This is a genomic window from Sphingobium aromaticiconvertens (assembly GCF_037154075.1).
Taxonomy (GTDB): domain Bacteria; phylum Pseudomonadota; class Alphaproteobacteria; order Sphingomonadales; family Sphingomonadaceae; genus Sphingobium; species Sphingobium aromaticiconvertens.
Genome location: NZ_JBANRJ010000001.1, coordinates 2,246,321 through 2,260,013 on the forward strand (window position 1 = coordinate 2,246,321; position 13,693 = coordinate 2,260,013).

A 13,693-nucleotide genomic window follows, 5' to 3' on the forward strand; every position below is an offset into this window, starting at 1 on the left:
TGTGAATGCCCTTTTCCCCTTCCATGCGACCACCCGCGACATCATCGTGCATGTGGCCGTCACCTTCCTGCCCGAACAGTCGGAGCCGGACCGGGGCCGCTGGTTCTGGGCCTATCATATCCGTATCGAGAATGACGGGGACGAACCTGTGCAATTGCTGACGCGCAGTTGGCTGATCACCGATGGGCGCGGCGCGCAGCACAAGGTTGATGGCGACGGTGTGGTGGGTGAGCAGCCGGTGGTGCAGCCGGGGAAGAGCTATGACTATGTGTCGGGCTGTCCGCTGGCGACGCCGACCGGATCGATGCAGGGCAGCTATCATATGCTGGGCGCCAGCGGGCAGACGTTCGATGTCGCCATCCCCCATTTTGCGCTGATCGCGCCGGCGGTGGCCGAATGAAGCGCACCCATTTGCCGCTGAACGGCCTGCGCGTGCTGGATGCCGCCGCGCGGCACCTGTCCTTCACGCGCGCCGCCGACGAACTGGCGGTGACGCCCGCAGCCGTGGGGCAACAGATCCGCGCGCTGGAGGACATGCTGGGCGTGGTCCTGTTTCGTCGCACGCCCAAGGGGCTGGAACTGACGCCGGAGACAGAAGCGGGGCTGGACGCGCTGCGGTCGGGCTTTCTGGAGTTTGAGGAGGCCGTTCGCGCGATGCAGGCCGGGCAGTCGAGCCTGTCGCTGACCATTGCCGCGCCACGGGACATCAGCGCCAAATGGCTCCAGCCACGGCTGGCCGCCTATGCGGCGAATGTTCCGGACCTCAAATTCGCGCTGGTCGCAGCCGATGATGCGCTGGACTTCACGGAGGCCAATCTGGACATCGCGATCCGCCTTGCCAGCGGACCGGGAGAGAATGAGGGTGTTGCACTGGGCGCGGCGCGCTTCGTGACGGTAGAGTCTGCGGCGGGCGGGCCGGACATGCGGATCGACTGGCCGGGGTGTCTGGAGAGTGATCAGCCAGCGTCGATCCGGGTCGCCGATGGTGGTCTGGCGATCGAAGCGGCGGCGAACGGCTTTGGCCGGGCAAAGGTGCCGGAATTGCTGGCACAGGCTGACCTCGCCGCTGGCCGGGTGCGGCAGGTAGGCGAGCCGATCATGGTATCGGCCAGCTACTGGCTGATCGCGCCCTTGCCGCAATGGCGGCAGAAGAAGGTCAAGGCGCTGGTCGAGGCATTGACCGCCTGATCCTTTGATCGTGGCTATGCCGATTGCGTGTCTTAGCCGTTGATATTTCCGACGACTTTCCCCATATGGGTATTGCCGGGTTCGCCCGGCTATGGCGATAAATTGTGCCGTGTAATAGACGCAGCGGACCCGGGGGCAGTACCCGGCGGTTCCACCAAAAGTCCTTAAAAGCCGCAAGGCATGAAGGGGGCTTCTGACGGGGCCGAACTAGGATCGACGTGTGTTCAAAGACGGTGTTTTTGCCCGGCCTGAGTAAGCCGTAAAACTGTTTAAAACTCATAAGTGCCAACGATAACGAAGCACTCGCCATTGCAGCGTAACCAAGGGCCTCACGGCCTGAAGTTACTCTAAAATAGCGCGGTTGAACCCACCGGGCAACAGAAGGGAATTCAGCGGCCTCCGGGAGGGCCGGGCAACAGAACCTCCCGGACCTCCATTCCATATCGCCCAGCATCCGCTTGTCAGGCGGCAAAGCGCGTTTCTTTGCCCTTTGCGAAGACGACTCGGAGGGCTATTGTCGATCTCTGTTCGATTGCAATTTTATGACAGTGCTGTGAAATATTTATAAGCCATTGATATATAGAAAAACTTAATTGATTCAACGATGGCCTAGTGATCTTGTGGGAATGTCATCAAAGTGAAATACTCCTGATTATAGTAAGAAGTTTTTTTCAGGAGATTTTAGATGCGTGCAATCGTGGCTTTTACGGGTTTCGTCCTCGCCGGGGCGTTGGCCACGGGGGCGGTTGCAGCGCCTGAGCAGGCCGGTTCCGATCAGGCCAGTTTCCACCAGTCCATTTCCGTTAAGGCCAATGCCATTCACGCCCGTTCCATCCAGCCGAGTCAGATCGTTGGCGTGACGGACGGCGGTCTTGCCGCGACGGCTCTGATGCAGGGCGATTTTCGCGGGGCGGCAACGCGGCTGAAGGCTAAATCGCCCGATGCGATCAATGATCCCGCCCGCCTTATCAACCTGGGCAATGCCTATGCAGGCATGGGCCGCTACGCCAAGGCACACGAAATTTATACCTCGGCCCGCTATGCGCCTGACACGATGCTGGTGCTGGCTGATGGCAGCGAGGCATTCTCGCGTGACATTGCGCGCCGGGCGCTTGGTCGATTGGGCACCAATTTCGCCGCCCGCTGACGTTTAATCCGTAAGGGAGAAAAGGCCGTCATCCATGGGGGTTGCGGCCTTTTTCCGTGCGATTGTCACAACATTGTCATGAATGACATTAAAGTGTCATTTAATTGACGCTCTAGAGTCTCACAAACCCAACACGCCTGTCATCACTGCCCCCTAGTTGCCGCCCTCGAGGGCGACAGGGGGGTGTTGTTCGAGTCGTAAGCCCTCCGGTTGCTCCGCATCTTTATCATAACCCGGCATCCGCCGGAGCGGAGACGACATGGCCAAGTTTACCCGAATCCAGACCATATTGATGGCCGGCTGCGCCTGCGCCGCGCTGAGCGCCTGTGGCGCCGACGATATTGCATCGCCCGGTGAAGGCACGATCGTCATTCCTGCTCCGACGCCGACGCCGACCCCAACGCCCACGCCGACCCCAACGCCGACCCCGACCGGTGTCACGCCCGCTGCCAACTGCCCCTCGATCGCGGGGCCCGACCAGCTGGCCGATCTGGGCACCATCACTGGCGGTGGCAACACGTGGCGTAACTGCGGCTTCCCCGCACGCTTCACCGCCTCGACCGCAATTGCCAAGGTTCCCGGCGTAATCTACTCGCTGCCCGGCCGCGTCGATGTCGGCACCGATCAGGGGCCGTCGAGCACCAACACCAATGTCACGCTGACGGTCGATCCGGGCGTGGTGGCCTTCGCCGCTACCGGCAACGCCTATCTGGCCGTTAACCGCGGCAACCGGATCAATGCTGTCGGTACGGCTACCAGCCCGATCGTCTTCACCAGCCGCGAAAACGTCCTTGGCACCGTGACCGATCAGTCGTCCGGCCAGTGGGGCGGCATCGTGCTACTGGGCCGTGCGCGCATCACCGATTGTCAGGCTCCGGCGGCTGCGCCCGGCACCGTTGCATGTGAACGCGACACCGAAGGCACCAGCAACGCCCTGTATGGCGGCGCCAACGACGCCGACAATTCGGGCCGCTTGTCCTATGTCCAGATCCGCTATTCGGGCTTCGTGCTGGCCGACAGCCGCGAGCTTCAGGGCCTGACCCCATCGGGCGTCGGCACCGGCACCCAGATTGACCACATCCAGGTCCACAACAGCTCGGACGACGGCATCGAAGCGTTTGGTGGCAACGTCCACTTCAAATATCTGGTCCTGACCGGCAACGAAGACGACAATCTGGATACCGACGTCGGTTATCGCGGTACGGCCCAGTTCGTTATCTCCGCCCAGCGCTCGGGCAACAATATCGGTGACACCTTCCTCGAAACCGACTCGAACGGTTCGACGACGGCGACCAACGCCAGCGAAGACGCACTGCCGCGCCAGTATCTGAAGGTCGCCAACTTCACGCACATTCAGCGTTCGAACACCGGTGACGATCTGGCGGCGATGCTTGTTCGTGGCGGTGCCGATATTGCCCTGGTCAACGGCATCATCGTCAGCCCCGACCAGAGCTGCCTGCGTATCAACAGCGCCGCGACGATCCGCGCTGCCGATACGGCCCTTCAGGATGCCGGTGCGCCGCGCTACCTGTCGGTGGCGATGCAGTGCAATAGCACGCCGTTCCGCGGCACCGGTGGCGTGACCGACGCACAGGTCCAGTCGATCTTCACGACCGATCCGAACAGCACGATCACCTACACGCCGTCGCTGACCAGCCTGTTCATCAACGGCGCGACCGAAACGGCCCGCACCGCGATCGATCCCAAGACGATCGACGCTGCTTTCACCACCACCAACTATATCGGTGCAGTGAAGGACGCCAACGACACCTGGTACGCCGGCTGGACCTGCAACTCGGTCACGGCCAGCTTCGGTTCGACCAGCGGCGCTTGCACCGCGATCCCGACGACCTGATCGGCCTTTGACCATCAAGGGCGGGGAAGCGGGCAAGGCCGCGCTTCCCCGCCCCAATTGCACAAATACACTCTCTCTCCAGGGGAAACTCCATGTCGAAGCCGTTGAGCTTGGCGCGCCTGCTTCTGATCTCCACCGCGCTGGTCGCGCCTGCCGCGATGGCCCAGAATACGCCCACGGGCGCCGGTCCCGACCAGTCCACCACTTCGGGCGTGCCGACTGCTTCTGAAGAGGCGGATGCGCAGGCCGGCAATGTCGACGTATCGATCCCCGGTGCGGACATCATCGTCACCGGCCGCCGCACGACCAACGTGTCGCAAAACGCGCCGCAGGTGGTAAACGTCCTGTCCGCTGCAGATATCAAGCGCACGGGTGAAGGCGACATCGCCGGATCGCTCCAGCGTGTGACCGGCCTGTCGGTCGCGTCAGGCGGCTTCGTCTATGTCCGTGGCCTTGGTGACCGTTATTCGCTGGCGCTGCTGAACGGTTCGCCGCTTCCCAGCCCCGAACCACTCAAGCGCGTTGTGCCGCTGGACATTTTTCCGACCAGCGTGATCGCATCGACCCTGGTGCAGAAAACTTTTTCGGCCAATTTCCCCGGCGAGTTCGGCGGCGGCGTCATCAACCTGACGACCAAGGCGATCCCGACCGAAAGCTATTTCGAGATCGGCATGGGCAGTTCCGCCAATACCGAAACGTCCGGCCAACTGGGCTATACCCATTATGGCAGCAAGTCCGACTGGACCGGCTTTGACGATGGGTCGCGCGACGTGCCGCCCGCGCTGAAGCAGGCCTTCGCCAGCGGCAAACCGTTCGCCGACATGACGCGCCCGGAACTTCAGGGCATCGCCATGCAGTTCCTGAACGCCAAGACGTCGGTGGTGCAGCGCACCAACAGCCTGCCGTTCAACTTTTCCGGCTCGATCAACGCGGGTACGGCGACCGACATCGGCAGCGATGGCCGTCTGGGCATCATCGCCACCGCCTCTTATGGTAACAAGTGGCGGACCCGCGACAATATCCAGCAGGCCTCGCTGGACCTGACGCAGCCGACCGGCAAGAATTTCGAGCAGGTCATGACCGACAATCAGGTGACGGTGAACGGCCTGATCGGTGTCGGGCTGGAACTGGGCAAGCAGAAACTGCGCTGGACCAACCTCTATATCCGCGACACGTTGAAGCGTTCCGCGATTGCGATCGGTCAGAATGACGGCGCCCTGCTGGGTGCGGACTATCTGAATCAGTCGACTGCCTGGTATGAGCGTCAGTTGATCGACACGCAGCTGGTTGGTGAATTTGAGATCGGTGATGCCCTAAGCCTGGACCTGCGCGGCGGCTATGCCAATTCGCAGCGCGAGGCGCCCTATGAGCGTGAGTTCACCTATGTCCGGTCCAACCGCGATCTGGCGGTCGATCCGGTGGGTGATCGGTTCATCAATGCGCTCAACCGCCAGCGCGGCGACGCTTCGGTCACGTTCAGCGATCTGAACGAGGATCTGTGGTCGGGTGGGTGGGATCTGTCCTATAAATTCTCGCCCGCCTTCACGGCTACGATCGGCTATGCCTATACCAATACGAAGCGCACCTCCTCGCGCTACGAGCTGCATTATGACGCGACCAACCTGCCGATCCCGGTGCAGCAGCAGCGTCCGGATTATCTGACGTCGGATGCAACGATCCAGTTGTTCGACCTCAGCCTGCTCGATTTCACGGGCAACTATCCGGTCTATGACGCCAGCCTGCGCGTCCATGCGGGCTATGCGCAGGTGCAGGCAGAGATCGTGCCGGGCCTGTCGCTCAACGCCGGCGTGCGCTATGAAAATGGCAAGCAGGGCGTGACCGGCGTCGATGTCTACAACACCGGCGTGACCCCGTTCCAGCAGATCCGCAACGATTACTGGCTGCCCGCCGCAACCCTGACGATCGAAGCGGCCAAGGGCGTGCAGGTTCGCATCAGCGGGTCGAAGACCATCGCACGGCCCCAGTTCCGCGAACTGATCGCCCAGCCTTATGTCGATACCGAATCCAACCGCTTCTATCGCGGCAACCCGTTCCTGCAGGACAGCGAGCTGTGGAATGCCGACCTGCGCGTCGAATGGTATATGGGGCGTGACGAGCGGCTGACCGGCGCGGTCTTCTACAAGAAGATCGACAATCCGATCGAAACCTACACGACGATCAACGACAGCTATTCGGTGACGAGCAGCTTCGCAAACGCGCCAGAGGCGACCCTTTACGGTGCGGAGATCGAAGCGCAGAAATATATTCCGCTCGATACCATGTCGGAATCGCCCTTCTTCCAGAGCCGCCGCATCGTCCTGATCGGCAACTATACCTATACCCAGTCCAAGCTGAAGGTGAAGGAAGGCGACACGACCATTCCCTATACTTACACGGCTGGCGGCTTACCTGCCGCCTCCGACTATTTCATGAACGGTGCGCCGTTGACGGGCCAGTCGGATCATCTGGTGAATTTCCAGATCGGTCTGGAGGATACGGACAGACTGTCGCAGCAGACGCTGTTGCTGACCTATGCCAGCGACCGCGTCACCAGCCGCGGCCCGAACCTGCAGCCTGATATCAAGGAACGGCCGGGCCTGACGCTGGACTTCGTGGCGCGGCAGGGCGTGTTGCTGCCCGGCGGCATCAACAGCGAAGTGAAGTTCGAGGCGCGTAACATCACTGGCCGGACCTACAAGGAATTCCAGGAACTGGGCGACACCCAGGTCTTCTACAATAAATATAAGCTGGGGACCACGATCGCGGCATCGTTCAGCGTCGCCTTCTGATCCTGACAGTATGACGGATTACGCCGTCCTCTTCCAATGGGAGGGGCGGCGTTTTCGTTTGCGCGCTTTAGAAGAGCGTTAGCGCCAGGGCTGCTCGCGATACCATTTGGTGATGATATATTTGACGCCCGCCCGGACTTTCATACCATGATGCAGGCTGGCGGCATTATAGGCGCCAGGACCAAGGCGGTTGTTCCACGCAAGGAGCTTGCCGGTTTCGGGCTGGACGGTCTTGCCGATCTTGGGAAAGCGGGTCGCGCCGCCCGCCTGCGGGTCGTTGAGATAGACCATCAGCGTCCAGGTGCGATTACCGACGCCGGTGCAATATTTGAGGAAATCCGCACCTTTCGGGTCGAAATAGTCGGTATGCGCCTTGAACTCCTGGCCGGGCGCATAGCGCTGGCCCTGGATCGGTTCGCCATGGGCGGGATCTATGCCCGCAAACTGGGCGAGCTTTGCGTCAATGGCGGCAACGACCGGGTCGGCGGCATCGAGGTCGCACGTCTCGCTGGTGCGGAAGGAGCCGTCGCCGTTTGCGTCGGCGATGGTGGAGGGGCGACGGTTCGTTTCGATCCGCTCGATAAGCGCCGCACATTCCATTGCGTCCAGAAAGTCGCGGCGGATGAACAGGGCCAGCTCTTTGCTGGGCACGCGCTGAACCCTGGGCAGGGCGGCGATCCGGACTGGATCGGCGTCCTGAGAGGCAATGGAGGTGGCGTCGGTCATGATGCCCTGACTATCCAGAGAGGGTGGAAAATCAAGCCTCTCGCCGATTGTCATATTACCGTCACATTACTGTCATCTGTTGGTAAAATCCATTAACTAGCAGGCGACATCCAAAGGGGGATTTCGACTGAGATGCGCGTTCCGGGGCGAGAGAGACTGGATGGATGGCGACTGCGCGCAGTCCCGGTGAACTGGTTGTCAGTCGCCGAAATGGCGCTGTTGGCCGGTGTGGCGCTTCAGGCGGCGCGGCTCATATGGGCGGTGATGACGCCGTTCGGGCCAGCGGGGCCATGGGAAGGGCGGCAGGCCGAGATTCTGGCGCCCGCCGCGCGGGAGGCGCTATTCTCCAGCTTCGATCCCTTTTTCCGGGGCGATACGCCGCAAGGGGGCAATGTCGTCGTCACGTCGCTGGCGCTCACGGTTTATGGCATCCGCCTCAATGAAGGGTCCGGCTTGGGATCGGCGATCATCGCGACGCCCGACGGCATCCAGAACAGCTTTGCCGTGGGTGATGAGATCATGCCGGGCGTGGTGTTGAAGGGCGTCGCTTTCGATCATGTGACGATCGACCGGGGTGGCGCGGAGGAGCAGGTCTTCATCGACCAGTCCACGCCCGCGCCGGAAGCGCCTCCGGGAGCAGGCGAAGTGGCCGCAGTTGCGCAGTCGCCGATGGCCCCGCCGCCCCAACCGCCCCTTGGCAGTCCGACGTCCGAAATGTTGAAGCGCGATGTCGGTTTCGCGCCCCGGACCCAGAATGGCCGCGTGACGGGTCTGGTGCTCCAGTCCAGGGGACCGGGTTTTGCCGCCGCGGGCTTCCAGCCCGGCGACATCGTGACCCAGGTCAATGGCAGGGTGATCGGATCGGGCGGTGATCTCGCCGTCCTTCAGAACCAGATCGCGCCGGGTGCGCGCATTTCCCTGATGGTGGAGCGCGGCGCGGCCGTGGTGCCCATCGCCCTTACGTTGCAAGGCCAATGACCAGATATTTCCTGACCGCTTCCGCCGCCCTCGCGCTCGTGCTGGCGGCCCCTGTTCATGCCCAGCAAACGCTGAATGTACGCGATGCGGACATCCGCGCCTTCATTCAGGATGCGGCGCGGGTGACGGGGCGCACCTTCATCATCGACAATCGGGTGCAGGGGAAGGTGTCGGTCGTGACCGACCGGCCGCTCAGCCGGTCCGAATATTTCGAGATTTTTCTGTCTACGCTGCGGGCCAACGGACTGGTGGCGATACCGGGACCGGGCGGCGCCTATCGTGTGCAGCCTGCTGACGGAGCGGCAGGACAACCCAGTTCGGTGGGCAGCGCGGCCAATCGCAACAGCTTTGTAACCGAAGTCTTCCGCCTGCGGTCGATCGATGCGGCGTCGGCGCTGGAAACGCTGCGGCCATTGGTCAGCAAAGACGGGTCGGTGACGGCCAACCGGGCGGGCAACAGCGTGGTCGTCGCTGACTATGCCGATAATATTTCACGAATCCGGCAAGTGATTGCGCGCGTGGACCGCGACACATCCACATCCCAGGTGGTGATGCTGAAAAATGCCGGAGCGCGAGAGATCGCGACGTCGCTTCAGGCGTTGGTGGCCGGTGGTGGAGGCGAGGGGGCTGCCCCCTCCGCCTCAACCGTCGTGCCGATCGACAGCAGCAACGCAATCGCCCTTCGCGGCGATGCGGGCACCGTGGCGCGACTGGCGGAAATGGCGCGCAACCTTGACCGGCAGGCCGCCAGCGGGACCGAAATCCGGGTTTACTGGCTGGAACATGCCGATGCTGAAAAGCTGTTGCCGGTATTGCAGCAACTTGTCGGGCAGGCGTCTTCCAGCATCAGCGCGACGACGCCCAGTGCTGCGCCTTCTGCGAGCGCGGCACCGACGACATCCGCCGTTCCGACTGCTGCGGCCTCGGCATCCTCTTCATCGGGCGGCGGCATATCGACACGCGGCCCGGCGATCGTCACCCGCTATGAGGGCGCGAACGCGATCATCGTCGCGGCCAATAGCGACGTGCAGCGGATGCTGGGCGAGACGATCCGCCAGTTGGACACACGGCGCGAACAGGTGCTGGTAGAGGCGATCATTGTCGAGATTGGCGACATTGCCGCGCGCAATCTGGGCGTGCAGTTCCTGATCGGCAGCACCAAGACGGGCTTTGCCGCAACCAACTATTCCAACGCCTCGCCCAATCTGCTGACGCTGGCGGGGGCCATCGGCGCTAACGAACTGGGTACGACTGAAACGGTCGTCGTCGCACCCGATGGCACGCGCACCACCACGACGACGCGCGAAAACGGCGACCTGGCCAGCAGCCTCCAGCAAGCAGCGGTCGACAGCCTTCGCAATGCGACGGGCGGCTTTGGCGGGATTGCGACGGGCCTTGGCAATAACGGCCTGTTCGGGGCGATCATCAACGCCGTGCGATCGGATTCTACCAGCAACCTTCTGTCCACACCCTCGGTCATGACGCTGGACAACCAGAAGGCGTCGATCCTGGTCGGCCAGCAGGTGCCGGTCACGACCGGCGAAGCGCTTTCCCAGAATTTCGACAATCAGTTCCGTACCGTGCAGCGGCAGGATGTCGGTATCAAGCTGGAGGTGAAGCCCCAGATCAACACCGGCGGCGCGATTAAATTGTTCCTGAAGCAGGAGGTGAGCAGCGTCGCCGGACCGGTCAGCAACAACAGCAGCGACCTGATCATCAACAAGCGCGAGATCGAGACGACCGTCACGGTGGATGATGGCGAGATATTGGCGCTGGGTGGCCTGCTGGATGACAATGAGCGGCGGACGATCGAGCGTATCCCGCTCTTGTCGGACATTCCCGGCATTGGCGAACTGTTCAAGTCACGCAGCCGCAGCAAGACCAAGACGAACCTGATGGTCTTCATCCGGCCGACGATCCTGCGAAGCAAGGAGGATGCGCGTCGCCTGACGCAGCAGCGCTATGGCTATGTCCGCGACATGCAGATGCGGCGCAGCCCCGATACGGAGCCGACCATCGACGAACTGGTCCGCGACTATATGGGCGCGACACCGCCGCTGCCGGTCGATGGTCCGGGGCAAGTGGTGGCTCCGCCCGCCGGGTCCGTCCCGCCGCCGCAAGTGATCGAACCCGAAACGCGGCAATCCAGCAGCGTCGTGCGACCCGTCGAACTTCCGGCCAGCGGAGTGAAGCCGTGAACGAACAGGATGATAGCAGCGGTGGGACAGGCTTGCCGCTTCCGCACGGGGCTTCGGAGCAGGAGCGCGGTATAACGCCGTATATCGCGCCGCGCCCGATCGACATTCCCTATGGCTTTGCGCGAAAGAACGGCCTCGTCCTGCTCGCCGGTGAGGGCGAGCGGCTGGAGATTGCCATGCGCGAAGGCAGTGATCCGCGCGTATTGCTGGAGGTCCGGCGGCATCTGGCGCGCAGTTTCGACGTTCGTTTCGTCGAAGCGGCGCAGTTCGACAAGCATCTGTCCGAACGCTATGCGATGGACGGCAGCGCGGCGGCCATGGCGGGATCGCTGGAAATGGGCGCGGACGAGCTGGACATGCTCGCCACCGACCTGCCAACCGCCGACGATTTGCTCGACAGCGCCGACGATGCACCGGCCATCCGCCTGATCAACGGCATCATCGCCGAAGCCGCGCGGCAGGGCGTCAGCGACATCCATATCGAACCCTATGAAACCGGCCTCGTCGTGCGGATGCGCGTCGATGGCGTGCTGCGGGAAACGCTGCGGATGCCGCCGCATGTCGCGCCGGTGGTCGTCAGCCGTATCAAGGTGATGGCGCGGCTGGACATTGCGGAGCGGCGTGTGCCGCAGGATGGGCGCATCGGCCTGACGCTGGGTGGCAAGCTGCTGGATGTGCGTGTCTCCACCTTGCCGAGCCGCGCGGGCGAGCGGGTCGTGCTGCGCATATTGGACAAGGAAAATGCGGGCATGTCGCTTGACCTGCTGGGCATGGCGGGGGCGGCGGACCGGATTTTCCGTGAAGGGCTGGCCGAACCGAACGGCATCATTCTGGTTACTGGACCGACCGGATCGGGCAAGACGACCACGCTCTATGCGGGCCTGCGCCAGTTGAACGATGGCAGCCGCAATATCCTGACCGTGGAAGACCCGGTCGAATATGCGATGGACGGCGTCGGGCAGACGCAGGTCAATGCGAAGGTCGGACTGACCTTCGCCGCCGGGTTGCGCGCGATTTTGCGCCAGGATCCCGACGTCGTGATGGTCGGCGAAATCCGCGACCGCGAGACTGCGGAGATCGCGGTGCAGGCGTCGCTGACGGGGCATCTGGTGCTCTCGACAGTCCACACCAATGACGCGGTGGGCGCGATCACGCGGATGCGCGACATGCGGGTTGAACCGTTCCTGATGGCCTCCACCCTGCGCGCGGTGATCGCGCAGCGACTGGTGCGGCGGCTTTGCCAGCATTGCCGGGAACCGGTGCAGGCGGACAAGTCGGCCAGCGCCTTGCTGGGCTTTGATCCGGGCACCATCATCTATCGTGCGCGTGGTTGTGAGGAGTGCAGCGGCACCGGGTACAAGGGCCGGATTGGCGTGTTCGAGGCGATCCGTATCGACGATACGATCCGCCGCCTGATCAACGATGGTGGTGACGAATCCCTGATCGCGCGCCATGCCTTCCTGAACACCCCGAACCTGGGATCTGCGGCGCGGGCGCTTGTGCGGGACGGACAGACCACGGCTGAGGAAGCAATCCGCATTTCGCGGCGGGATTCGCCCGAGCTGGAGCCTGAGTTGGCGCCCGATGGCTGAGTATGACTATATCGCGATTGATCCTGCCGGGCGCGAGCGCAAGGGCAGCGTGAAGGCCGAGACGATCGAGGACGCGCGGGCGCGGCTGGACGCGCGCAAGATGTTCGTGGTGAAGGTGGAACCGGGCGCTGTCGCCGTTGCACGGAAGCGTGCGGGCCTCTCGCTGCGCGCCGCGCGCCTGTCGCCCAAGGAACTGACGCTGTTTACGCGGCAGCTTTCGACGCTAGTGCAAGTCAGTCCACTGGAGGAATCGCTGCGGACCATCGGTCGGCAGAGCGAGCAGGATCATGTGCGCGCCATCGTCGGCAAGGTGCATGGCGGCGTGATGGAGGGGCGGCGGCTGGCCGATGCGATGGGGGCGGAACCAAAAAGCTTTCCGCCGCTGTTTCGCGCGATGATTTCTGCGGGTGAAAGCTCGGGCAGCTTGCCCACGATCATGGAACGTCTGTCCGACCTGATGGAACGGCAGGCCGTGATCCGGTCGAAAGTGATAACGGCGATCGCCTATCCCAGCGTATTGGCGGGTTTTGCGGTCTGCGTGGTGGCGGCGCTGATGATCTTTGTCGTCCCCAAGGTGGTCGAGCAGTTCGATACGGTGGGGCAAACCCTGCCGCTGCTGACGCGGATCGTCATGGGAATATCGGCTTTCCTCGCGGCCTGGTGGTGGCTGCTGCTGATCCTCATGGCGCTGGCGGGCGTTGGCGCGTGGCGGGCCTTGAAGGTGGAAAGCATCCGTTTTCGTTTCGATGGCGCGCTGCTGCGCTTGCCGGTGATCGGCCGCCTGATCCGCGACTTGCACGCCGCGCGAATGGCGCGCACCCTGTCGACCATGGTGGCAAGCCGCCTGCCGTTGATGGAGGGCCTGTCGCTGACCGCCAGCACCGTTCATAATCGCGTGCTGCGTCGCGCATCCGACGACATTGTCGAGGCCATCCGTGGCGGCGGCAGCCTGTCGGCGGCGTTGCGGCGGGCGGGCGTTTTCCCGCCGCTGCTGGTCTATCTGGCGGCGAGCGGCGAGGCCGCCGGGCGGCTGGACACGATGCTGGAACGCGCGGCCGATTATCTGGAGCGCGAGTTCGATACCTTTACCGGCGCGGCGCTGGCGATGCTGGAGCCGATCATCATCATATTGATGGGGGCGATCGTCGCCGTCATCATTCTGTCGATCCTGCTGCCGATCCTGCAACTGCAAAGCCTTACAGGTGCCTGAAATGTTGAAT

At 62.9% G+C, this 13,693-nt stretch carries 10 protein-coding genes and 1 other RNA gene; 10 read left to right on the forward strand and 1 reads right to left on the reverse strand.

The window, feature by feature from the left end; translation table 11 throughout:
• The first annotated feature begins 1 nt into the window (after window position 1).
• From apaG to WFR25_RS10815, 6 genes are all read left to right on the forward strand, one after another.
• The gene (gene apaG, locus WFR25_RS10790) at window positions 2-400 is read left to right on the forward strand and encodes a Co2+/Mg2+ efflux protein ApaG (RefSeq protein ID WP_336974850.1); all 399 of its coding nucleotides are present in this window, start codon (window positions 2-4) and stop codon (window positions 398-400) included.
• Window positions 397-1,188: a LysR family transcriptional regulator gene (locus WFR25_RS10795; protein ID WP_336970857.1), complete on the forward strand. Its 792-nt coding sequence runs from the start codon at window positions 397-399 to the stop codon at window positions 1,186-1,188. Before apaG ends, WFR25_RS10795 begins: the two co-directional genes overlap by 4 nt.
• Window positions 1,189-1,223: 35 nt before the next feature.
• Window positions 1,224-1,580: a transfer-messenger RNA gene (gene ssrA, locus WFR25_RS10800) on the forward strand.
• Window positions 1,581-1,873: 293 nt separating this feature from the next.
• Complete coding sequence (locus WFR25_RS10805; protein WP_336970859.1) at window positions 1,874-2,335, forward strand: tetratricopeptide repeat protein; 462 nt, start codon at window positions 1,874-1,876, stop codon at window positions 2,333-2,335.
• A gap of 259 nt (window positions 2,336-2,594) precedes the next feature.
• Window positions 2,595-4,190, forward strand: a complete 1,596-nt coding sequence (locus WFR25_RS10810; protein ID WP_336970861.1) for an SPFH domain-containing protein — start codon at window positions 2,595-2,597, stop codon at window positions 4,188-4,190.
• Window positions 4,191-4,282: 92 nt separating this feature from the next.
• The gene (locus tag WFR25_RS10815) at window positions 4,283-6,979 is read left to right on the forward strand and encodes a TonB-dependent receptor domain-containing protein (protein ID WP_336970863.1); all 2,697 of its coding nucleotides are present in this window, start codon (window positions 4,283-4,285) and stop codon (window positions 6,977-6,979) included.
• Window positions 6,980-7,057: 78 nt separating this feature from the next.
• Here WFR25_RS10815 and WFR25_RS10820 read toward each other — a convergent pair whose 3' ends face one another.
• The gene (locus WFR25_RS10820; protein ID WP_336970865.1) at window positions 7,058-7,705 is read right to left on the reverse strand and encodes a prolyl hydroxylase family protein; all 648 of its coding nucleotides are present in this window, start codon (window positions 7,703-7,705) and stop codon (window positions 7,058-7,060) included.
• A gap of 132 nt (window positions 7,706-7,837) precedes the next feature.
• Between WFR25_RS10820 and WFR25_RS10825 the strand changes: the two genes are divergently transcribed.
• The 4 genes from WFR25_RS10825 (at window position 7,838) to gspF (ending at window position 13,683) form a co-directional block, all read left to right on the forward strand.
• A complete protein-coding gene (locus WFR25_RS10825; RefSeq protein WP_336970867.1) occupies window positions 7,838-8,683 on the forward strand; it encodes a type II secretion system protein N in 846 nt (281 codons plus the stop codon).
• Complete coding sequence (gene gspD, locus WFR25_RS10830) at window positions 8,680-10,881, forward strand: type II secretion system secretin GspD (RefSeq protein ID WP_336970869.1); 2,202 nt, start codon at window positions 8,680-8,682, stop codon at window positions 10,879-10,881. Before WFR25_RS10825 ends, gspD begins: the two co-directional genes overlap by 4 nt.
• A 71-nt stretch (window positions 10,882-10,952) precedes the next feature.
• Window positions 10,953-12,473: a type II secretion system ATPase GspE gene (gene gspE / locus WFR25_RS10835; RefSeq protein ID WP_336974852.1), complete on the forward strand. Its 1,521-nt coding sequence runs from the start codon at window positions 10,953-10,955 to the stop codon at window positions 12,471-12,473.
• The gene (gspF, locus tag WFR25_RS10840; RefSeq protein ID WP_336970870.1) at window positions 12,466-13,683 is read left to right on the forward strand and encodes a type II secretion system inner membrane protein GspF; all 1,218 of its coding nucleotides are present in this window, start codon (window positions 12,466-12,468) and stop codon (window positions 13,681-13,683) included. Before gspE ends, gspF begins: the two co-directional genes overlap by 8 nt.
• The last annotated feature ends 10 nt before the right edge of the window (window positions 13,684-13,693 follow it).